Source organism: Iodobacter fluviatilis, from assembly GCF_900451195.1.
In the GTDB taxonomy this organism is placed as follows: Bacteria; Pseudomonadota; Gammaproteobacteria; order Burkholderiales; family Chitinibacteraceae; genus Iodobacter; species Iodobacter fluviatilis.
Genome location: NZ_UGHR01000006.1, coordinates 42,861 through 65,160 on the forward strand (window position 1 = coordinate 42,861; position 22,300 = coordinate 65,160).

The following is a 22,300-nucleotide window of genomic DNA, read 5'->3' on the forward strand; positions in this document are numbered from 1 at the left end:
ACTGTCGGTATACGACTAACCTACACCAAAATCCAAACCCAAGATAGACTGCAATTGACTCCAAAGTGTGCCACTCTAGGTAGTATGTAGTGGCACGCTGATTTTGACTACGGAAAAAGAAGGAATGATTATCCGCTTTGGCCGAACAGCTTCGGCAAACATCCGAAATGAATAAGGCCGCAACCCAATGGTTAGCGGCCTTTCGTTTTTCAGGCTATGGCATCGACAGATCGGCCTTAGCGGTCACTCAGGGACTTCTACAACCACATTGGCCATCTTACTTTTGCATCAGCTTCAGCTTAGGGTGACAATCAACAGTCAGTTGGCGGTAGTCGGCCAGAAGTGGACCTCTTACGCCAGCAGATAAAGAACCAATGAAATTGAGCAAAGATTAAAACGTGAACTTAGAAAAAGCATTAGAAGAAATAGGCGACAGCAAAAAAGAATCAATTTTCTTTCTGCTTGGCATTGCTAAAATTGCAGCTAAATTACTACCCTCAGGGGCTCGAATAATTGCCAACGAGGCAATTTCTTTCGCATCAAATGCGCTTGCAGGAGGGGATTTTGGCTCCAAAGAACTGTATGATTTTGCTAATCAAGCAAATGCACGTTCCTTGGCTTTTGAGGAAGAATATCTTCAATCAAGTAGCGAAAAGTCTGCAATAGCCATTGTTGTAATGGCATATTATTTTCTAATATGGATAACTTCTGAGAGTGAAGGCCAAAGTGTGCCTGAAGATGTGGAGCTAATTAAGGATTTTGGCTTTATTGGGGTTGTAGATTATGCACGAAGCAATGGTGTTGTTGATAATAAATCCCTAATGTCCCTAATAATTTCAATGAAAGAATAGCGCAACATGTAGGCTGCTTTGGGTCGATAACAGGCGGTAGTCGGCCATGAGCGGAAGTGTCATATAGGAAGACATGAACAATGAACACGCACGTTCAATCAAAAAATGTGACGGTCACAAAGTATGACAAGCTATTTGCTGTGTTTGAGGAGTTAACTAAGCAGCTTCAGTTAATTCCAGATGAAAAGCTTCAGGTTTACGTCGGCTTTTTAATTCAGATGCATGAGCAATTAAATAAAATGCTAGCGTCAAACAGAGGTGTAACCAAGTCAAAAATGGCGACTGGATTAGAGCAAGTGCTTCGAGAAGTGCCAGAATTTTTTTCGAATTTAAAACCTGCAGTCCGACTGAGTGCCATTAATGCGTGGAACGCGTCAATTCAAAAAGAATTTCCAGAATTTGCAGAGAAAAGCAAAGAAAAAATTGCAAAGATATTAATCAGAGGCCACATAAAAAATGAGTCTGAATATTACTTAGTACGCAGTGAGGTGGATGCACTTGAAAGTGTTGAGACACAAGATTCAGTACTTAAGCAATATTATTCGCTTATAGATAAATTTGAAGTTAAATAGTTATGTTGATTTACAATGAAAGACAAAGCCTTCATTTGCGGATATTTTAGATGTATTCAATCGTAGACTTTTATCAAACTATTCATCATAAATTTCCAGATATATCAAAAAAAGCAGATTTATTGTTTATGAATGATTGGGGGCAATTTCTTCCAGAGTACGCATACTCTTGGTTTGAAAAACTTGCTTACGCATTGAATTCAGAAATGAAAAATGGAGTGTCTTTTTTAGTTCACAAGCCCTTGTTTGACTTTTTAAATGACATTTTACAAAACGCAAATGACGAAATAAAGGCCTGCATAGATGTTGCATTTACAGAAAACCTGTTCTGGCAATTGCCAGAAGATAAGTCGAGTCTGTATTGGATTCATCTTCCTGAGTCAATAAAATGTCTCTATTTAGCTTTTCATGGAAGGCCACCCATTTAAACGATTTACTTCCGATTTGGGTCGATTCCAGGCAATGCAAAGGTAATGACGTGAGATTAAAGTTAAGAACTAAAGAAATATTTATTTATTATTTTTACTGGTCGACGCTTTGGCTTTGTTTGTCAGCTGCGAGTTCTTTTATTTATAGCAATGCAGAAACGTCAATATCAGCCCACATTATGCTGTGCATAACGGGATTTCCATTGGCGCTGGCTTCTTTATACTTTCCAAATGGGACAATTGAAGCCGTGGCTATTGCTGGCGCTCTGGGTTTAATACAGTGGACTTCGCTTTCACTTTAAACAAAAAGTCTGCTTTGGGTTGGGAGCTGCCAGTGGTTGCAACTACGTGTGCATTTCGAGCATGATATAGGTCACTGGCGGCAGTCGGCCAGTAGCGGAAGTAATATTGCGTTTGTTCATATCAGAATAAGCGTCAGCAACCCTTCAAATTGCAGACGCAAGTAGTTCGGTTGATGCGTTAGGCCTCAATGAGTGAGGCTTACCTAATGGTTATAAGGAATATCGACAATGAGCACATATCAGTCCGATAGGCCAGCGATTCAGACGAATCTTAGGCGGGAAATTGAGGTAGAAGCGGGACATGAATGCTCAGTAACAGGATGCACTGAACATACATATCTCGAAATCCATCATATCAATCAAAACCGAGAAGATAACCGAAAGGAGAATCTAATTCTTCTGTGTGATAAGCATCATAAAATGGCACATGCTGGAGTAATTGATAGGAAAGCTCTGCATAATTATAAGGAGGCTCTTAGGGCTCGCTTAAATAGCAATGAATTTGTGAGGGGGCAGGAGGGCGATAGAGTAAATCGCTTTCTAAATATTGTGACAGACCTACTTTCATATAATGATTGTGGTGAGATTTCATATGTAGGCTCTGAAACGGGGTATTGGTTTGAGCAAGATGTATATATCAAGTTGAGTAACTTTTTTGCGAGCATACATATTTATAATTTTGAGCTTAGGTCTTATGATCGAAGCGTAAGAGATCGGCAGGATCGAATAGTAGATCTAATGCAGCAGGTTCTAAATATTAGAGAACAGGGTAATTACCGTTACAACGGCAGCTATTGCGCAACATTCATTCCAAAACATGCTATTGGTACTCCCGAGTATGATAGAGAGATATCTGCACAGAAAAAACTTGTTGAAGATAAGCTGCTGGAAATACAAAAATTAGCATCCGAGTTATGGGACTATGTAGGGAATAGGTTAGCCTAGTCTTCCTTATAACAAGTCATTCAACCAAACCCAGAGTCACGGCAGCTTCACATCAATTGCCAGTCATTCATTGTGCCGATGGTTGAATGTCAGCAGTGGGTCGGGAGTTGTCTCTCAAGACCTCCTGACAAATGCGAAGGCGCGGGTGGCGAAATCCGATAAGAGCGGGTGGGTAAATTGATAAGAATCTGCGCTTGGGAGCGAGGAACGGGCCAATCTCACCCGCCGCCGACTCGCTTGTCCGCAGCGCAGGGGCCTTCGTTTTTTTGAGGTTGCAGCTTTGGTTTTTTTTCTTGGCCGTTCAAAAGAAGCATGTCCCCACGGTGGCTACCGCTCCTAAATCAACGAGCCGAAGGCACTAAAAAGAAGATTTCTACGTAATATCAGTTATTAAGTTAGCTTTTTAGTGATGCCCATCGTATTACCCCACCCACAGCCTCTCTATTACCAGCCCTAAGAAAAAAATCACCAGCAAGCCCAGCGTGGAGTAGAGAATCCATTTGATGATGCGCAGCCAGCCCGGGTCTTGGCTGCGCTGGTATTTGAACGCGCAATAGGCGATGCCAAGTACGGCAAGTACAAATAACAGGCGCAGGACAATAAACATCAGATTCCTAAGGCAGGCAGATCGTGGAATGAGCTGGGGACGTCGTCGCGGTTTTCAAAGCTGACAATCTCGTAGGAGGATTCGTCGTCGAGCAGGGCGCGCAGCAGTTTGTTATTCATGGCGTGGCCGGATTTATAGCCTTCAAAGGCGGCAATCAAAGGGCGGCCAAGGATGTATAAATCGCCAACCAGATCGAGCACTTTATGGCGGACAAATTCGTCTTCAAAACGCAAGCCACCGTCGTTGAGCACGCGGTATTCATCAATCACAATCGCGTTATCCATGCTGCCGCCACGGGCTAAGCCGTTCATGCGCAGGTATTCCACTTCATGGATAAAGCCAAACGTGCGGGCACGGGCAATTTCGCTGACATAATTCGTGTCAGCAAAATCGAGCTTGATGGTTTGGGCTGATTTTTTAAATGCGGGGTGGGCAAAGTCGATGGTGAGCGCTACTTTATAGCCGTCATGCGGGAGCAGGCGTACCCATTTATCGCCTTCAGATACTTCTATAGGTTTCAGCACGCGGACAAATTGCTTGGCCGCATGTTGATCCACAATGCCTGCTGATTGCAGCAGATAGATAAAAGGCGCTGCCGATCCATCCATAATCGGCATTTCCGGGGCGTCGACTTCAACAATCACATTGTCGATGCCTAACCCCGCAAATGCAGACATGATGTGCTCGATCGTGCCGACACGTACGCCGTCTTTGACGAGCGTAGAGGAGAGCCGCGTGTCGTTGACCAGAGCGGGCGTAACTCTGAATGGCGTCGACTCGGGCAAATCGACGCGTTGGAAAACGATCCCGCTATTGACCGGGGCCGGTTTTAGGACGAGGGTAACCCGCTCGCCAGAATGCAGGCCCACGCCAACGGCGCGGATAGTCGTCTTCAGAGTGCGTTGCTGAAACATATTGGTCTCTTTAATCAACAGACCTCAATCTTACCAGCACCGGGTAGTGTGCTGGATTGATCTTTGCAATCTTGCCAATAGGCAATGCCTTTATCTCCGTCTGAAACACTCAATGCGGGCAGGCCAGGCGGTGCCCGACCTGCTCTGCTTTCATGATTAATCTGCCTGACGGCGTAAGAAAGCAGGGATATCCATATCCACATTAGAAGTTGTGCTGCGGCTTACGGTGGCTACATCGCCTGCAGAGCCACGCGCGCTGCGGTTATTCGGACGGAAGCCCGGTGGCAAATCGTAAGCGCCCCAGTCTGGCTCGCCAGAGTGATTGTCTGTGCCCGTTTTAAGCTGCGGTGTTTGTACGACAGACAGCTGTGGCTTATTGGCGTTATTGCCCATACCGGTAGCAATAATGGTAATGCGGATTTGCTCACCTAGGCTTTCATCGTAAACCACACCGTGTTTAACCATGGCATCTTCTGCCACATGCGATTGGATGATTTCACGGGCGCGGGTGATTTCGCTTTTCTTCAGGCTGGCACGGCTGGCGCTGATATTCAGCAGTACACCACGCGCACCCTTGAAGTTGATATTGTCCAGAAGCGGGCAGCTGATGGCTTCTTCGGTGGCGCGGATAGCGCGGTTTTCGCCTGCAGCAAAGGCGGAGCCCATCATGGCCATGCCTTTTTCCTGCATCACGGTCTTAACGTCGGCAAAGTCCACGTTGATCAGACCAGGATACTGGATGATTTCTACGATAGAAGCGACGGCATTACGCAGTACATCGTCAGCAGCGCGGAAGGCTTCGTCTACGGTAACGTCTTCACCGAGTACTTCTTCCAGTTTTTGGTTGGAAACAATAATCAGTGAATCGACCGAGCGTGAAAGCTCATCGATACCAGCCTGAGCCACTTTCTGGCGCGAGCCTTCGTCAAGACCAGGCTTGGTGACTACGCCCACGGTGAAAATGCCTTTTTCACGGGCAATTTGTGCAATCACAGGGGATGCGCCCGTACCTGTACCGCCGCCCATACCTGCGGTGATAAACAAGAGATTTGCACCATTGATCAGCTCACCAATGCGCTCGCGATCGGCTTCGGCTGCTTCGCGGGCAACTTCAGGATCGCAGCCTGCACCAAAGCCCGTCGTGCCCAATTGCACAACATCCGTAGCTTTAGAGAGTTTAAGCACCTGAGCATCGGTGTTGGCAGCAATAAACTGCACCCCATTCAATGCGTGCTCAATCATATTGTTGATCGCGTTGCAGCCTGCGCCGCCCACACCGATCACTTTAATATTGACGTGATGTGCAACTTCTTGCACTTCAAAAGTTAATGCCATGTTGCTCTCCTTGCGTTGCCCGATTTAAACAGCGTGGGGATGTTTCCCCTTATCGCTGATCCTTACCCGAATTTAAAAGGTGTTTTGAAACCAAAACGTCATAACAGCTAAAATATCCCCTGAGCCGTTATTTTTTCCCTGATTAAAATGTGTTTTGAAACCAAGATTTCATGCGGCCAAAAATATCCCCTACACCGCCGTCTTTGCCCCGGTTTACAGGGTTCTTTAGTAATTGTTCACGTGCAATTAACAGCAAACCCACCGCTGTGGAATAGCGCGGGTTTTTTACCACTTCGGCAAGGCCACCCACGTATTTCGGTGTGCCCATGCGTAGCGGCATATGGAAAATCTCTTCGCCAAGCTCAACCATGCCGGGCATCATTGCGGCTCCACCGGTAATCACAATGCCGCTGGACAGGCGCCCTTCAAAACCAGAGCGGCGTAACTCCTGCTGAACTAGGCCATACAGCTCTTCAACGCGCGGCTCAATCACTTCCGCCAGAGTATGGCGGCTCATTTGCCGTGCACCGCGCTCACCTACACCCGGCACTTCAATCATTTGCGCCGGATCGCTCATATGGCGCAGCGCTACACCATGCTGCAACTTAATGGTTTCGGCTTCTGAGGTTGGCGTACGCAGCGCCATGGCGATATCGTTAGTCACCTGATCGCCTGCAATCGGAATCACGGCGGTATGGCGAATGGCGCCGCCAATAAAGATGGCCAGATCGGTGGTGCCGCCGCCAATATCTACCAAGCAAACACCAAGGTCTTTTTCATCTTCAGTTAGCACTGAATAAGATGAAGCCAGTGGTTGTAACACCACTTCTTCGATCTCCAGCCCGCAGCGACGCACACATTTGGTGATATTTTGTACCGCGCTGACTGCGCCACTGACGATATGCACGTTGACATGCAAACGCACGCCCGACATGCCCATCGGCTCTTTCACGCCCTCTTGGCCGTCTATCATGTATTCCTGCGCCAGAATGTGCAGAACCTGATGGTCGGTGGGGATATTAACCGCGCTGGCCGTTTCAATCACACGGTCTACATCGGCCGAGGTGACTTCTTTATCCTTGATCGCCACCATGCCATCAGAATTAATGCTCTTGATGTGGCTGCCGGCAATACCGGTAAAGACCTGGCTGATTTTGCAATCGGCCATCAGCTCGGCTTCGCCCAGTGCGGACTGGATGGCCGCGACGGTTTTTTCAATATCAACGACCACACCACGTTTCAAACCGCGCGATGCAGCCGAGCCCAGACCAATCACATTGAGTGTGCCGTCTTCTTTGATTTCGGCGACAACAGCCACCACCTTGGATGTGCCAATGTCCAGCCCGACAATGATGTTTTTGCTATCTCTGGTCACCTGACAACCTCTTTACTCAATGTCTTACTTTTTAAAAACGATTTGATATCAAAATCGTATCGCTGAATTTTCTGTTTGCAGCAGGTTTTACCTGCCTTACCATTTTTCAAAACCGTCATGGTTATGCCGGTTTGGCTACTGCGGGCTTGGCCGGTACTGCTGGCTTTACCACGGGCTTACTTTCTACTGGCTTGTACTCTGGCAATCTGACTGCAAAGCCATTGGGATAACGTAAATCTACATATTCAAAAGGCTGCTTCAGCAAAGCCAGCGAATTGGGGTAGGCCGTTACAAACCGCGCCGTTCTGGCTACCGGCTCATCTCTGCCTACTTCAATAATCAGCTGGTGATCCAGCTCAAAGCGCCATGCTCTTCGTTCGGAAAGCCAGACATGGGTGGCTTTTTTCCCCAATGGCTGCAAGGTTTTATGCAGCTCTGCAAAGCCATCAATCATGACCTTTTCTGTGCCTTCCGGGCCTTCCAGAATGGGCAGCTGATCGTTGGATGCCGCATCAAAACGCTCACCATAACTATTAAGCAGGGCCACCGAGCCCCAGCGTGCAACTGCCTTGTGCTCTTCTACCCTGACCTCTACCCGGTCTGGCCAGTGCCTGCGTACCGTCACTTGCCTTACCCATGGCAGCTTTTCAAAGGCCTGCCGCGTCTTATCCAAATCCAGGGTAAAAAACGTTCCTGTCAGTTCGTGCTTAATAACGTATTGCAATTGCTCGCGTGTAACGTGAACTAAATCACCATCCACTTTGATTCTTTTAATTGGAAACAAAGGCGAATGCACGGTTAAAAACAGTAAGGCGTAAAACAAAAGCAATAAAGCTAATGCAGTCAGCAAATTGGCAAACCACATTAAAAGCTGAGGTTTATCCCACATGGGCGAACCTCGCTGCAATGGTTTGTGGGCTGAAATGGCTGAATAAAATCACCGATTATTATTCCAGCGTGCTGTTTAATACTTGCAAAACTAAATCCTCATAACTTAAGCCGGCTTCTCTTGCTGCCATAGGAAATAAACTATGTGAAGTCATGCCTGGCGCGGTATTGGCTTCTAATAAATAAGGCTTACCCGCTTCATCCATTAAGAAATCGATACGCGCCCAGCCCCGGCCTCCCAACGCCCAAAAGGCTTGTTTCACGTAAGCGGTAATTTGCTCGTTAAGCTGTGCAGACAAACCCGCAGGACAGCGGTAAACCGTGTCATCGCGGATATATTTGGCTTCGTAATCGTAGAATTCTGTAGCAGGCTCGATCTTTACAAACGACAGCACTTGTTCACCCAGTACAGCGGCGGTGTATTCTCCCCCACCAATGAACTGTTCTGCAATCACAATCTTGTCATACTTGTAAGCTTCTTCGAACGCAGCGGCAAGTTCCCCGGTATTTTTTACTTTGCTCACGCCAATACTGGAGCCTTCGCAGGCTGGTTTTACAAATAATGGCAGGCCAAGTTTTTGCTCAATCGCAGCAAAATCGCTGTTTGCATTCAAAATTTCAAAAGCTGGAATCGGCAGGCCAAGCGCTTGCCAGATTAACTTGCTCCGCAGCTTATCCATACCCAGCGCCGAGGCCAATACACCACAACCCGTGTAAGGGATGCCCATCACTTCAAGCGCGCCCTGCAAAGTGCCATCTTCACCAAAAGGGCCGTGCAAAATCAGAAATGCACGGTCAAAACCTTCTGCTTTTAACGCTTCAAGAGGCTTTGTTGCAGGATCAAAAGCGTGCGCATCCACGCCGCGTGCCTGCAGGGCTTCTAAAACACCTTTGCCGCTCATTAATGACACTTCACGTTCTGCCGAAGTGCCACCCATCACGACCGCTACTTTTCCGTATTTATTCATTTTGCGTACTCAATCAAGCTGTTGTTTTTCGCGTGGGCACAATGCCCATCCTACAAATTTCAAACCCAAATCTTGAACCTCAGAGTAAAAGGAGAGCACGAAGGGCCACGGAGAAAAGCAAAAGATGCTTCGTCTTTGTTTTAATTAGATTTTCTCCGTGAAACGCTGTGTTCTCCGTGCCTTTCCGTGGTTCGAGACTTAGGTTTTGTTATTTAAAATTGCAGCAACCTTGCCAGGAACGCCGCCTATCGTGCCTGCGCCCATGGTGATGATGACATCGCCGTCTTTGGCTGCGGCCATAATGGCTGCGGGCATTTCCTGGATATCGGCTACAAATTGCGGCTCCACCTTGCCAACTACGCGTACCGCGCGGGCTAGGCTGCGGCTGTCTGCGGCCACAATCGGGGTTTCGCCGGCGGCATACACTTCGCCAAGCAATAGGCCATCAACCGTGGATAACACTTGTACAAAATCTTCAAAGCAATCGCGGGTGCGGGTGTAGCGGTGTGGCTGAAATGCCAGCACTAAGCGGCGGCCCGGAAATGCACCCCGTGCAGCGGCAATGGTGGCAGCCATTTCAACCGGATGGTGGCCGTAGTCATCCACCAGCGTAAAGCTGCCGCCTGTTTCAAGCGCTATTTCGCCATAGCGCTGGAAGCGGCGTCCTACTCCTTGGAAGCTTGCTAATGCCGACTGAATGGCAGCTTCATCTGCACCAATTTCAATCCCCACGGCAATGGCGGCTAGGGCGTTCAGCACATTGTGCATGCCTGGCATATTCAGTGTGATGGGCAGGCGGCGGGATTCGCCGTTTTCCCAAACTGCATCAAATTGCATACGGCCATCAAGGGCGACGATATTCTCGGCGCGCAGCATGGCGTCGGAGCTGACGCCATAGCTGGTAATCGGGCTGGTGACCTGTGGCAGGATCTCACGCACATAAGGATCATCAATGCACAACACGGCGCGGCCATAGAAGGGCAGGTGCTGCAAGAAGGTAATAAAAGCCTTCTTCAGATTATTAAAGTCGTGACCATAGGTATCCATATGGTCCTGGTCGATATTGGTCACCACCGAAATAACCGGGGTGAGCAGCAGGAAAGATGCATCGCTTTCATCGGCTTCGGCCACTAAAAAGTCGCCATGGCCTAAGCGGGCATTGCTGCCAGCAGCGTGTAATTTGCCACCAATCACAAAGGTAGGATCTAAACCTGCGGCTTCTAAAATAGAGGCGGTGAGGCTGGTGGTGGTGGTTTTTCCGTGCGTGCCGGCAATGGCGATGCCTTGCTTTAAGCGCATTAGCTCGGCGAGCATTTGGGCGCGTGGCACCACCGGTATTTTACGATTACGTGCTTCGATGACTTCCGGGTTATCGTCTTTGACCGCGCTGGAAATCACCACCACATCTGCATTGGCCACATATTCGGCCGCATGGCCTAAATGGACGTGTGCGCCGTTTGCAGCAAGGCGCTGGCTGGTGGCATTACTGCCGAGGTCTGAGCCACTGATCTCAAAACCAAGGTTGAGTAAGACCTCAGCGATGCCGCTCATGCCAACACCGCCGATACCTACAAAATGGATACGTTTAACTTTGTGTTTCATCATCGTTTCTACTTGGCTAATTCTTCAATCACCGATACCACTTGCATCGTGGCATCCGGTTTTGCCAGACCGCGTGCTAGCTTGGCGATGCTTAAGCATTGTCCGCGGCTGGTTTGGGTCAGTAATTGGGCAAACGCGGCGGCGTTAAATTCTTTTTGCGCGATTAAAAGGCCTGCACCGTTCTCACTTAAATAGCGTGCATTGCCGGTTTGGTGATCATCAACTGCGTGCGGAAAAGGCACCAGCACCGATGCGGCGCCTACACAGGCCAGCTCGGCCACGGTCAGCGCGCCGGCACGGCATAAAATCAAATCGGCATTGGCGTAGGCCTCTGCCATATCGCTGATAAATGCCACGCAATCTGCGCTGACATCGGCGGCGGCATAATTGGCCCGCAAGGCTTCAATATGTTTTTCGCCCGCCTGATGAATCACCATCGGGCGCTGATCAGCAGGCATTAAGGCCAGTGCCTTGGGAACTTCTTCGTTAAAGACTTGTGCGCCTAAGCTGCCACCAACAACCAGCAGCCTGAGCGGGCCAGTGCGCCCTGCAAAGCGGGCCTCAGGCAGCGCTAGATTTTGGATTTCTGCCCTTACCGGGTTGCCAATGCAGCCTTCAATTCCTGGAAATGCACTTGGAAAAGCAAACAGTACGCGGTTGGCAATCTTAGACAGCACCTTATTCGTGAGCCCTGCTACCGAGTTTTGTTCGTGGATTACCAGTGGCAGCCACAGCATGCGCATGGCTACGCCGCCAGGGAAGCCGGTAAAGCCGCCAAAGCCAATGGCCACATCAGGCCTATGCTCAAAAATGGCTTTAAATGCGCCGCAAAGTGCCTTGAGTTGTACCCAAGGTTGGCTGAGTTTTTTCAGCAGCCCTTTGCCGCGCACGCCATCAATTTTGAGGGTGATCAGATCAATGCCATGCTCAGGCACGATGCGGGTTTCCATACGGCCCGCAGCGCCCAGCCAGATGATTTTCCAGCCGCGTGTTTTTAGCTCATTAGCTACCGCAAGAGCAGGGAAAATATGCCCGCCTGTGCCGCCTGCCATTACGAGAAGGGTACGTTTACTCATGCACGGTACCCCCTGATCAGCTGGCGGTTTTCGTAATCAATCCGCATCAGAACGCCTAAAGCAATTAAATTTGCAACCACGCCAGAGCCACCAAAAGACAGCAGCGGCAGGGTTAAACCCTTGGTGGGCATCAGGCCCATATTTACGCCAATATTGATAAATGACTGTACGCCCATCCAGATTCCTACGCCTTGAGCGGCTAAAGCTTGCCAGTGGCGCTCCAGCTTGGCGGCTTGTACGCCGATCATAAATGAGCGAAAAATCAGAAAAGCAAACAGCAAAATCACAAGGGCTACACCGATAAAGCCAAACTCTTCGGCAATAATTGCCATTAAAAAGTCGGTATGCGCTTCGGGCAGGTAGGAGAGTTTTTCTACGCTAGCCCCAAGACCCACGCCGCTCCATTCGCCCCGGCCAAAAGCAATTAGCGAATGGCTAAGCTGATAGCCCTTGCCGTACGGATCTTTCCACGGATCTAAAAACCCCAGTACGCGTTGCATACGGTAAGGCGAGCTGACCACCAGCCCCACAAACGCCACGCCCAAGAACATAAACAGGCCGGCAAAGAGCTTCCAGTTAAAACCGCCTAAAAAGAGTGCGCCCATGGCGATTGCTGTAATCACGGCAAAAGCACCAAAGTCTGGCTCCAGCAATAAGAGTGCGCCCACCAGCGCCATCACCATAAACATGGGGAACAGCACTTTGCTTACGCTTTGCATAAATGAGCCTGTCATGCTGATGGCTTTGCGTACGGTGTAATCCGCGGCATAAAGCACAACAAATAGCTTCATCAACTCGGACGGTTGCAAGTTAATTACCACCAAAGACAGCCAGCGGCGGCTACCGTTTACTTCGCGCCCCACGCCCGGAATCAGTACCAAGAGCAGCAAAATCATGCCAATTAAAAACAGGGTGGATGAATACTGCTGCCAGGTTTTGGTAGAAATAGAAAAGGCAATAAATGCACCTGCAATGCCGACGACCAAGAAAATCACATGGCGAATCAAAAAATAGTTAGAGCGAAAGCCGGTGTCTTTATCTACTTCGGCCATCGCAATTGATGAGGAATACACCATCACCAAACCAATCGTCAGCAGCAGGGTAATGCACCAGAACAGCGCCTGATCATAGGCCGCCATATTGGGGCGCAGCCGTTTGATAGCTTGTGAAAATAGCTGGCGCATCAGGCCTCCAAACCTTTTGGGAGCTTATCTTTATGCCCACTCATCGTTGGGCATACCCGAATGGCGGTTTGAGAAAATAGTTGGGGCATATCAGCTCGCTAAACCTTTAACCGCAGCGATAAATACTTCGGCGCGGTGGTGGTAGTTGCGGTACATGTCGAGGCTGGCGCAAGCAGGGGAAAGCAGCACAACATCGCCGCTTTCGGCAAAGTTGCTGGCAAACTGCACTGCCATTTCCATATTGGGCAGTTGCAGGACGGGCAGCAGATGTTCGTTATCAGAATCTACAAATTGTGATTGGGCTTCATTGAGCGCTTCGGCCAGAATGGGCGCGTCGCGGCCGATCAGAATTACCGCGCGGCAAATGCGTGCGCAAGCGGCTTTAAGCGGGCGGAAATCCTGGCCCTTGCCATCGCCGCCAGCGATCAGCACAACTGGGCGGGTCATGCCTTTGAGCGCAGCTTCGGTTGCGCCTACATTGGTGCCTTTGGAATCATCAAAGTAATCAACGCCCTGCACCGTGGCCACATACTCCACCCGGTGGGCAAGGCCAGTGAATGATTTCAAAGCGGCCAGCAGCGGGGCTGTTTCTAAGCCAATGGCTCGGCAAAGCGCGATAGCGGATAGCGCGTTCACCGCATTATGTAAGCCTGCCACGGGCAACTCTGTCGCATTGAGCAGCGCTTCATCCCCAAGGCTTAAGGTGAATTCGCTCCCTTTCAGGCCGTACTCATCAGCGGCACGCGGCGCATCGGCACCAAACCAGACAATCTGGCGGGATTTCAGCTCTGACGCCATGGCGAGGCAGTGGGCGTCTTCACGGTTTAAAACAACCGTGCCTGTACCGGCAAAAATAGCGGCCTTGGTGGCGGCGTAATGCGCCAGATTTTTATAACGGTCTAAATGGTCTTCGCTGATATTCAGTACGGTGGCGGCATCGGCATTCAGTGAGGTGGTGGTTTCGAGCTGAAAGCTGGACAGCTCCAACACAAACACATCGGCATCCGGTCTGGCGGTGAGCGCATCAAGGACCGGCAGGCCGATATTGCCAGCCATTACGGCTTTTAAACCGGCGGCTTCGCACATCTGGCCAACCATGCTGGTAACGGTGGATTTACCGTTGGAGCCGGTGATGGCAATTACTTTAACGGCAGTGCCGGCAATGGCCTGAGCAAATAATTCCACATCGCCCAAAGCAGGCACGCCACGGGCCACGGCTGCTGCAATGGCCGGGGTGGCAAGTGGCACACCGGGGCTGACAATCAGCGCACCGGCATCTGCAAATGTGGTATCGCTGAATGCACCTAAGCGCAGTTCAATATCTGGGTGGGCAGCATGCAGCAGTTCTAGGTTTGGAGGCGTGCTGCGGCTGTCTGCCACCGTGACGCGCGCGCCCTGAGCGGCCAGCCACTTAGCAGCAGAAAAGCCCGATTCGCCTAAACCTACAACGATGCAATGTTTGCCTTGGTAATTCATTTTCTATCTCAGTGAAATGCTTAAATTTCTAAAAAAATCTGAAAGTCTGTAGACACAGAGCACACAGAGAAAACCTTATAAAAGTGGGCGATTTCTTTACCCGTTTTTAATCCTCATGGTTTTCTCTATGTGCTGCTTTTCCTCTCTGTGTTCTCTGTGTTTACAGAACTTTTAAGGTTTAACGCAGCTTCAGCGTGGCTAAACCCGCTAATACCAACAGCATGGTGATAATCCAGAAGCGCACGACGACCTGCGTTTCTTTCCAGCCTTTGAGTTCGTAATGATGGTGAATCGGGGCCATTCTGAAGACCCGTTTGCCGCGTAATTTAAAGCTGGCCACCTGAATCATCACCGACAGTGCTTCCATCACAAACACGCCGCCCATAATCAGCAAGACGATTTCCTGACGGACAATCACCGCCACAATACCAAGGCCTGCGCCAAGTGCTAATGCACCCACATCGCCCATAAAGACTTCGGCTGGGTAGGCGTTAAACCATAAAAATCCCAAGCCTGCACCGGCCATGGCTGCACAGAAAATCACCAGCTCGCCTGCGCCGGGTACATGGGGCACGCCCAGATATTTGGAGAACACCACATTGCCCGCAACATAGGCAAAAATGCAGAAAGCAAAAGAAATCAGCACCGTTGGCATAATCGCCAGCCCGTCCAGACCATCTGTGAGGTTGACCGCATTACTGGTGCCTACAATCACAAAGTAAGTCAGCACGCAAAAGCCAATCGCGCCAAAGGGGTAGAGAATCTGCTTGAAAAATGGAATCACAAAGCCGGTATTGGCGGGCAGGCTGCCACCGGCGTGAACCAAAAATACCCCCGCACCAATCGCAATCAGCGATTGCCAGAAAAGCTTGGCTTTGGCTGATAAACCTTTAGGATCTTTCAGCGCGATTTTGCGGTAGTCATCCACAAAACCAATCACACCCGTTGCCATGGTGACAATCAAAGCAAGCCATACATACTTGTTGCGTAAGTCGCCCCAGAGCAGGGTGGTTAAGCCAATCGCCAGCAAAATCAGTGTGCCCCCCATGGTTGGGGTGCCTGCTTTAATCAAATGGGCCTGTACACCATCAGTACGGACCACTTGGCCTACTTTTAAATCGGTTAATTTTTTAATGACCCATGGGCCCATCGTCCAGGAGATGCCCAGCGCCGTCATGGTCGCCAGCACCGCTCTGAGGGTGATGTAGTTAAAAACATTAAAGGCGCGAATCGATTCGCCCAGCCATTGGGTTAACAGCAACAACATTTACATCTTCTCCAGAGTGTTCATCACTACGCCATCCACGACGCGTTCCATGCGCATAAAACGCGAGCCTTTGACCAAAAGCGTGGCCGTTGGCGTTAAATCAGTGCGAAGCGCTGCGATCAATGCTGCAACGTCGGTAAAATGTTGTGCCGTTCCGCCGAAGGCCGCACTGGCCAGCTGCATTTGTTCGCCCAAGGTGTAAAGCGCGCGTATGCCTTTGCTGCGTGCGTAAGCACCAATTTCCTGATGTCGCTCTGCTGTATCGCTGCCAATTTCACCCATATCGCCTAAAACCAGCAGGGTTTCAGGGCCAAAGCCCGCCAGAACATCGATGGCGGCTTTCATTGAATCGGGGTTGGCGTTGTAAGTGTCATCAAATACTTTTGCGCCGTTAAATGCATTTTTGCTTTGCAAACGGCCCTTGGTGCCTTCATAGCTGGCCAGCCCGCTGGCAATGTCTTCAGCGCCAATCTTGAGCGCATGGCCTACGGCCGCTGCGCCCAGCGCATTGAGTACATTGTGTAAGCCGGGAATTTGTAAATCGACCTGGGCCGAATCACCGGGGGTGCAGAGCGTAAATTGTGCGCCATGGATATGTGCACACAAATTGCGTGCATAAACATCGGCATTGCTGAGGCTGAAGCTGACTTGCGGATGCTCTTTGGCCAGCTCGCGCCAGAGCGGAGCATAGTCGTCATCGTTATTGATAATGGCGTAGCCACCTGCAACCAAACCTGCAAAAATTTCGCCCTTGGCCTGTGCCACGCCTGCCACGCTGCCCAGTGCTTCTAGGTGACAGCGGCCTGCATTGGTAATGATGGCGATATCGGGTTTGGCGATATGGGTGAGGTAGCTGATCTCATCAAAATGATTCATACCCATTTCAGCCACCACATAGCGATGCTGTGCACGGGCAGCCAGCAGGGTAAGCGGCAGGCCAATATGGTTGTTTAAATTACCCCGGGTGGCATGCACCGAATCCTCGCCCTGGTGCTGAGTCAGCACGGCAGAAATCATTTCTTTAACCGTGGTTTTACCGTTGCTGCCGGTAACACCAATCACGACTTGGCCTGCCGTGTTTTTAAGCAGCTCGCGCCAATAGGCTGCAAGTTGCCCAAGGGCTGCCAGTGTGTCGCTGACTAAAATATGCGGCCCGGCAATTGGTGTATCGACGATGGCGGCAACGGCCCCCGCGGCAATGGCGGCATCGGCAAACTTATTTGCGTTAAATTTCTCACCACGCAAAGCAATAAATAAATCACCCGCACGAATATCACGGCTGTCTGTGGTGACACGCGCAAAGCGAGCCTCGCCAGCGCCAGTGAAGGAGGCTTTCAGGGCCTGTGCGGTTTCTTGCAGGGACAACATTATTTTTTCTTCCTTGCTAAAGCACGGTTTGCAATGGCGACATCATCAAAGGGATGACGAATTCCTGCGATTTCCTGATAAGTTTCGTGGCCCTTGCCAGCAATCAGTACAACGTCTTTGGCTGTGGCTACATCAATGGCGTCGCTAATGGCTGAAGAGCGATCTGAATCAATGCTGTAGTTAGCATGACCGCTGCCAGGCACGCCGGAAACGCCACGGACGATGTCCTGAATAATGGCTTGTGGGGTTTCGCTGCGTGGATTGTCTGAGGTGATAATCACTGCGTCTGCAAGGCGGCAGGCAATTTCGCCCATCAGCGGGCGCTTACCTTTGTCTCGGTCACCACCGCAGCCAAAGATGCAATAAAGGCGGCTTTTTTCCGGCATGGATTCGCGCAGCGTTGTTAGCGCTTTTTCCAGTGCATCCGGGGTGTGTGCGTAATCAACCACAATCAGGGGACGCTCATCGCCGCCCAGCTTTTGCATCCGGCCAGCGGCGGGCTGAATCCGGCTGAGCACATCGGCAGCTTGCGTCAGTGGTACGTCGGCAGCGAGTAAAACAGACAGGCATGCAAGCAAATTGCTGGCGTTAAAACGGCCCAGCATCGGGGAATTAATATTGCATAGACCGTAAGGCGTGGCGACTTCCAGCTCCAAGCCTGCCAGTGTTAAGGTGATTTTTGTAGCGCGAATGCCGCCGTTTTCCAGACCATAAGTCAGCACGCGGGGGGCTTTGCATTGAGAAGCCAGCTCGCGGCCAAAAGCATCGTCGGTATTGATGACGGCGGTCTTTAAGCCTTCCCAGTTAAACAGTTGGGCTTTTGCTGCGCCATAGCTACCCATGTCGCCGTGGTAATCCAGGTGATCTCGGGTGAGGTTGGTGAATACCGCCACATCAAAATGGGTGCCGTGCACGCGGCCCTGATCAAGGCCATGCGAGGAGACTTCCATCGCAATATGGCTGGCACCCTCGGTTTGCAGGCGGGCAAGCCAGCCTTGCAGGGTCACTGGGTCCAGTGTGGTATGGGTGGAGCTTTCAAGGCGATCAATAAAACCGTTGCCCAAGGTACCGAGCACGCCGGTTTTATGTCCCAGCAAATTAAAAGCCTGTGCCAGCCAGTTGGCGATGGATGTTTTGCCATTGGTGCCGGTAATCCCGGTTACAAACAGGGATTGCGATGGGTTGTCTAATAAATGAGCCGCTACAATCCCGGCTTGGGCGCGCAGTTGCGGGATCGCCAGATTGGGCGTTTGCCACGCTGGATTCCATACAAAGTCTTCTGCTTCCCATAATACGGCTGCTGCGCCTGCTGCAATGGCATCGGCAATATAGCTGCGGCCATCAGCATACTCACCCTGAAAGGCGAGGAAAACATCACCAGCCTGAACACCACGGCTATCCACGACAAGACGCGCGCCCGCAGCGATGGCATCGATCGCAGGAAGGTCGAGAGGAGGGAGGTTCCAGCTCACAGCTTTCATATGTCTTCCTTTAGCCCGGCTGTTTTAAAGCACGGAACAAGGGTGGTTTGGGGTCGGGACTCCTTGGCGCTGGTATCAGTCGCCAGGAGTATCGCTTATGTTTCTTCTTTCAACTCTGGTGCATCCAGCCCCGGCAGCAGAATATTGGTAATCGGGGCATCGGGCGGAACACCTAACATGCGTAAGCTGCCCGACATAATTTCCTGAAACACCGGAGCAGAAACGGTACCGCCGTAATAACGATTTCCTACCGTGGACGGCTCATCGATCAAGACCGCCACAATCAGACGAGGATTGGATACCGGCGCAAAGCCAATAAACGACACTTCGTACTTTTCGCGGGAATACTGCCCATTTACAATCTTGCGTGCCGTACCTGTTTTACCACCAACCCGAAAGCCTACAATCTGGGCTCTTACGGCTGTACCGCCCGCCTGGGTAACGGCTTCCAGCATGTTTTTTACTAAATCAGCAGTCTGAGCCGAAATCACTTGTTTACCCGGGCTTGGCGCTACCATCTTGGTGAAGGTGATTGGTTTCATTTCACCGTGGTTGGTAAACATCGAGTAGCCACGGGCCATTTGCATCAGGCTGACCGACAAACCGTGCCCGAATGACATCGTGGCTTGCTCAATCGGACGCCAGGTTTTCCAAGGGCGAACACGGCCAAATGCCTCTCCTGGGAAACCACTGTGCGTTGATGCACCAAAACCATAATTATTAAAATATCCCCATAATTCTTCGCGGCTCAGCATCAGGCCAATCTTGGCTGCGCCTACGTTACTGGAGTGTTTGAGCACGCCTTCCGGGTTCAGTGCGCCGTAATCTCTTGTATCTTTAAAAGTGGCCGGACCTATCGTCATTCGCCCTGGCGAGGTTTGGATAATGGTCGATGGCTTAATGATGCCTTGCTCTAAAGCGGCGGCAACGACAAAGGGTTTCATCGTTGAGCCGGGCTCATAAGTATCAGTCAGCACTCGGTTACGTTTTCGGGCTAAATCAACACGCTCACGGCTATTAGGGTTGTATGAGGGTAAATTGGCCAGTGCCAGTACTTCGCCCGTTTTTGCATCCAGTACAACGGCAGCACCTGCTACAGCACCTGCTGCTTCAATCCCTTTTTTCAGCTCCCGATACGCCAGATACTGGATCTTACGGTCGATGGATAATTGCAATGTTTCGCCGTCTTTCGCCGGAACAATGGTTGAAACGTCTTCAACGATATAACCGCGCCGGTCACGAATCACAGTGCGGCTGCCAGGCTTGCCTGCCAGCATTGCTTCACGCGTTAATTCAAAGCCTTCCTGCCCTTTGCCATCAATGTCGGTAAAGCCCACGATATGTGCCATCACATCGCCTGCCGGGTAATAGCGGCGGTATTCGGTTTGCGTGTACACACCCGGTACATTGAGTGCCATCACGGCCTTGGCATCGTTTGGCGACATGTGCCGACGTAACCACAGAAAATCGGGGCGGATTTCTTCGCCTTTCGAGTTTTTTCTGGAGTTACTTAATTTCTTGTTTAACTCTTCTTCCGGCAGCTGCAATGCTGCCGCCAGTTTTTTTAACTCACTACGCGACACTGGTACCGGGTCTTTCTCTGATTTTGGCTCCCAATCTGCCGGGCGCTCCTGCCCTGCTGGCAGTAATGTCATTCCACGGGGGCTGGCCCAGATGGATTGCACCGGGGTAGAAATAGCTAATGGCTCGCCATTTCTATCGGTAATCATGCCGCGATTCGAAGCTTGCTTAAGGTTGCGCATATAGCGCGCATCACCCTGCTCTTGCAAAAAGCCTTCGTTCCACGCTTGTAAATACAGGCCACGGCCCAGTAATACGGCAAAAAGCGAGAGTAAAAAGCCAACTACAACCCATACCCGCCACCGCTCCAGTTTTGGCTGTGGTGCGGCAAAACGCTGATGACGTGATTGCCCGCCAACTTGGCGGGGGGGCCTTGCTAATTTCATTCGGTCACCGGTTTTGCTACGCGTTCACCGTGCGGCAGTATCACTTGCGTACGGTTTGGTCCTGGCACTTGCATGCCTAATTTTTGTGTTGCTTCAGCTTCAATGCGTGAATGCATGGCCCAAGTGCTTTGTTCCAGTTGCAGCTGTCCCCACTCAACATCGAGCTTACGGCTTAAAACTTCTTCTTTTTGCAGTTCGCCATAAAATTTGCGAGCCTTATGCTGGCTGGTAATTAAAGCCAGCGCGCACGCAATTAAAATGACAAGCAAAAAAAGGTTTAAACGTGTCACAGGGCAATTCCTGTTCTTTCTGCTGTGCGCAAGATTGCACTGCGGGCACGCGGGTTTTCATCCACTTCTTTTTCACTGGCACGAATCGGCTTGCCAATGATTTTGACAGGGGGCTCGGCAATATCAGCAGCGCGCACAGGTAGGCGGGAAGGCAGTTTGTCGCCTTGGGCTGCATCTTGCAGAAAACGTTTTACGATGCGGTCTTCTAGTGAGTGAAACGCAATCACGGAAAAACGCCCGCCTTGATTCAGCATTTCCAAAGCTTGCGGCAGGGTTAGCGCAAGCTCCTCAAGCTCGCGATTGATGTAAATCCGTATAGCTTGGAAGGTACGTGTCGCCGGATTCTGCCCCGGCTCGCGGCTACGGACTGCCGTTGCCACGATCTGGGAAAGCTGGCCGGTGGTGAGAATCGGTTCTCCCGCTCGACTCGTAACAATCGCTGCTGCAACCTGTTTAGCAAACCGCTCTTCGCCATAGTCTTTTACCACCTCTGCAATTTCTTTCTCATCGGCTAAATTCAGCCATTCGGCCGCCGTCATACCGCGCGTGGTATCCATGCGCATATCAAGCGGGGCATCAAAGCGAAAACTAAATCCTCGGCTGGCGTCATCAAGCTGAGGAGATGACACGCCTAAATCCATCAGCACACCGTCCACGCTTGTAATGCCACGCAGATTTAATTCTTTTTGCAGATTAACGAAGCCTTCGTGAACGATGGTGAAGCGCGGATCGGTAATGGTGGCTGCCTCAGCAATCGCCATCGGGTCTTTATCAAAAGCAATCAAACGGCCTTCAGGGCCCAGTTTGGAAAGGATGAGGCGCGAGTGACCGCCTCGGCCAAAAGTGCAATCGACATAAATGCCATTTGGCTTGATCGCCAGTGCGTGCACGGCTTCTTCAAGTAAAACGGTGGTGTGTATAAGCGTCAAAGCACGATGTCCTGCATTTGTTTTGCCAAATCGTCTGGACTGATATCCATAACGGCTTGAACCTGAGCGGCCCAGCGGGCTTCATCCCAAAGTTCGAATTTATTGCCCATGCCAACAAGGGCGACTTCTTTATCGAGACCCGCCAGCTGGCGTAAACGCGGCGGAATCAAAATACGCCCAGCGCTATCGGGTTCGATCTCTTCGGCATGGCCGACGATAAAACGGCGAATAGGCATCTGAGCGCCAGATAAACGATTGAGCTGATCGCGAACAGGCAACCAGTCGGGTTCCGGGTAAACCAGCAGGCAGCCTGAAGGTTCGGCAGTAATCACCAAGCGGTTGGCGCAGTGCGTCCCCAGCACGTCACGATGCCTAGCAGGAATTGCCAATCGTCCCTTGCTGTCGAGATTTAAAGAAGCCACACCGCCAAACATGATGAATTACTCTTTTGTAAGGGTTAATACTGCACTTTTAC

At 50.6% G+C, this 22,300-nt stretch carries 21 protein-coding genes; 4 read left to right on the forward strand and 17 right to left on the reverse strand.

Annotated elements, in window-relative coordinates:
- Positions 1-398: 398 nt before the first annotated feature.
- The 4 genes from DYD62_RS21885 to DYD62_RS21900 all read left to right on the forward strand — a co-directional run bounded on the left by DYD62_RS21885 (position 399) and on the right by DYD62_RS21900 (position 3,098).
- On the forward strand, positions 399-851 hold the full coding sequence (locus DYD62_RS21885) for a hypothetical protein (protein ID WP_115230042.1): 453 nt from the start codon (positions 399-401) through the stop codon (positions 849-851).
- 80 nt (positions 852-931) lie between these two features.
- The gene (locus DYD62_RS21890; RefSeq protein ID WP_115230043.1) at positions 932-1,423 is read left to right on the forward strand and encodes a hypothetical protein; all 492 of its coding nucleotides are present in this window, start codon (positions 932-934) and stop codon (positions 1,421-1,423) included.
- 50 nt (positions 1,424-1,473) lie between these two features.
- Positions 1,474-1,851 carry a DUF7674 family protein gene (locus DYD62_RS21895; protein ID WP_115230044.1) on the forward strand — a complete coding sequence of 126 codons (378 nt, stop codon included), beginning with the start codon at positions 1,474-1,476 and terminating at the stop codon, positions 1,849-1,851.
- Positions 1,852-2,381: 530 nt separating this feature from the next.
- Positions 2,382-3,098 (forward strand): HNH endonuclease signature motif containing protein, encoded by a 717-nt coding sequence (locus DYD62_RS21900; RefSeq protein ID WP_115230045.1) that lies wholly within the window; start codon positions 2,382-2,384, stop codon positions 3,096-3,098.
- A 421-nt stretch (positions 3,099-3,519) separates the two neighbouring features.
- Here DYD62_RS21900 and DYD62_RS21905 read toward each other — a convergent pair whose 3' ends face one another.
- The 17 genes from DYD62_RS21905 to mraZ form a co-directional block, all read right to left on the reverse strand.
- Complete coding sequence (locus tag DYD62_RS21905; RefSeq protein WP_115230046.1) at positions 3,520-3,705, reverse strand: hypothetical protein; 186 nt, start codon at positions 3,703-3,705, stop codon at positions 3,520-3,522.
- Complete coding sequence (lpxC, locus tag DYD62_RS21910; protein ID WP_115230047.1) at positions 3,705-4,619, reverse strand: UDP-3-O-acyl-N-acetylglucosamine deacetylase; 915 nt, start codon at positions 4,617-4,619, stop codon at positions 3,705-3,707. The genes DYD62_RS21905 and lpxC overlap by 1 nt, the downstream gene beginning before the upstream one ends.
- Positions 4,620-4,775: 156 nt before the next feature.
- Positions 4,776-5,954: a cell division protein FtsZ gene (gene ftsZ, locus DYD62_RS21915; RefSeq protein ID WP_115230048.1), complete on the reverse strand. Its 1,179-nt coding sequence runs from the start codon at positions 5,952-5,954 to the stop codon at positions 4,776-4,778.
- Positions 5,955-6,096: 142 nt separating this feature from the next.
- Entirely contained in the window at positions 6,097-7,329 is a 1,233-nt protein-coding gene (ftsA, locus tag DYD62_RS21920) for a cell division protein FtsA (protein ID WP_115230049.1), read from the reverse strand.
- Between the two features lie 121 nt (positions 7,330-7,450).
- Positions 7,451-8,218: a cell division protein FtsQ/DivIB gene (locus DYD62_RS21925; protein ID WP_099397523.1), complete on the reverse strand. Its 768-nt coding sequence runs from the start codon at positions 8,216-8,218 to the stop codon at positions 7,451-7,453.
- 58 nt (positions 8,219-8,276) lie between these two features.
- Positions 8,277-9,185 carry a D-alanine--D-alanine ligase gene (locus DYD62_RS21930; RefSeq protein WP_115230050.1) on the reverse strand — a complete coding sequence of 303 codons (909 nt, stop codon included), beginning with the start codon at positions 9,183-9,185 and terminating at the stop codon, positions 8,277-8,279.
- Positions 9,186-9,383: 198 nt separating this feature from the next.
- The gene (gene murC, locus DYD62_RS21935) at positions 9,384-10,787 is read right to left on the reverse strand and encodes a UDP-N-acetylmuramate--L-alanine ligase (RefSeq protein ID WP_115230184.1); all 1,404 of its coding nucleotides are present in this window, start codon (positions 10,785-10,787) and stop codon (positions 9,384-9,386) included.
- A gap of 8 nt (positions 10,788-10,795) precedes the next feature.
- Complete coding sequence (gene murG, locus DYD62_RS21940) at positions 10,796-11,863, reverse strand: undecaprenyldiphospho-muramoylpentapeptide beta-N-acetylglucosaminyltransferase (RefSeq protein WP_115230051.1); 1,068 nt, start codon at positions 11,861-11,863, stop codon at positions 10,796-10,798.
- Complete coding sequence (ftsW, locus tag DYD62_RS21945; protein ID WP_115230052.1) at positions 11,860-13,047, reverse strand: putative lipid II flippase FtsW; 1,188 nt, start codon at positions 13,045-13,047, stop codon at positions 11,860-11,862. The genes murG and ftsW overlap by 4 nt, the downstream gene beginning before the upstream one ends.
- A gap of 90 nt (positions 13,048-13,137) precedes the next feature.
- Positions 13,138-14,523, reverse strand: a complete 1,386-nt coding sequence (gene murD / locus DYD62_RS21950; RefSeq protein WP_115230053.1) for a UDP-N-acetylmuramoyl-L-alanine--D-glutamate ligase — start codon at positions 14,521-14,523, stop codon at positions 13,138-13,140.
- A gap of 178 nt (positions 14,524-14,701) precedes the next feature.
- Positions 14,702-15,790, reverse strand: a complete 1,089-nt coding sequence (gene mraY, locus DYD62_RS21955) for a phospho-N-acetylmuramoyl-pentapeptide-transferase (protein ID WP_099397517.1) — start codon at positions 15,788-15,790, stop codon at positions 14,702-14,704.
- Entirely contained in the window at positions 15,791-17,158 is a 1,368-nt protein-coding gene (locus DYD62_RS21960) for a UDP-N-acetylmuramoyl-tripeptide--D-alanyl-D-alanine ligase (RefSeq protein WP_115230054.1), read from the reverse strand.
- Positions 17,158-18,639, reverse strand: coding sequence for a UDP-N-acetylmuramoyl-L-alanyl-D-glutamate--2,6-diaminopimelate ligase (locus DYD62_RS21965; RefSeq protein ID WP_115230055.1), 1,482 nt, complete (start codon positions 18,637-18,639; stop codon positions 17,158-17,160). The genes DYD62_RS21960 and DYD62_RS21965 overlap by 1 nt, the downstream gene beginning before the upstream one ends.
- Before the next feature lie 95 nt (positions 18,640-18,734).
- A complete protein-coding gene (locus DYD62_RS21970) occupies positions 18,735-20,606 on the reverse strand; it encodes a peptidoglycan D,D-transpeptidase FtsI family protein (RefSeq protein WP_115230056.1) in 1,872 nt (623 codons plus the stop codon).
- Positions 20,603-20,896: a cell division protein FtsL gene (gene ftsL / locus DYD62_RS21975; RefSeq protein WP_046352533.1), complete on the reverse strand. Its 294-nt coding sequence runs from the start codon at positions 20,894-20,896 to the stop codon at positions 20,603-20,605. The genes DYD62_RS21970 and ftsL overlap by 4 nt, the downstream gene beginning before the upstream one ends.
- Positions 20,893-21,825, reverse strand: coding sequence for a 16S rRNA (cytosine(1402)-N(4))-methyltransferase RsmH (gene rsmH / locus DYD62_RS21980; RefSeq protein WP_115230057.1), 933 nt, complete (start codon positions 21,823-21,825; stop codon positions 20,893-20,895). The genes ftsL and rsmH overlap by 4 nt, the downstream gene beginning before the upstream one ends.
- Positions 21,822-22,259: a division/cell wall cluster transcriptional repressor MraZ gene (gene mraZ, locus DYD62_RS21985; protein ID WP_099397512.1), complete on the reverse strand. Its 438-nt coding sequence runs from the start codon at positions 22,257-22,259 to the stop codon at positions 21,822-21,824. Before mraZ ends, rsmH begins: the two co-directional genes overlap by 4 nt.
- Positions 22,260-22,300 lie beyond the last annotated feature (41 nt).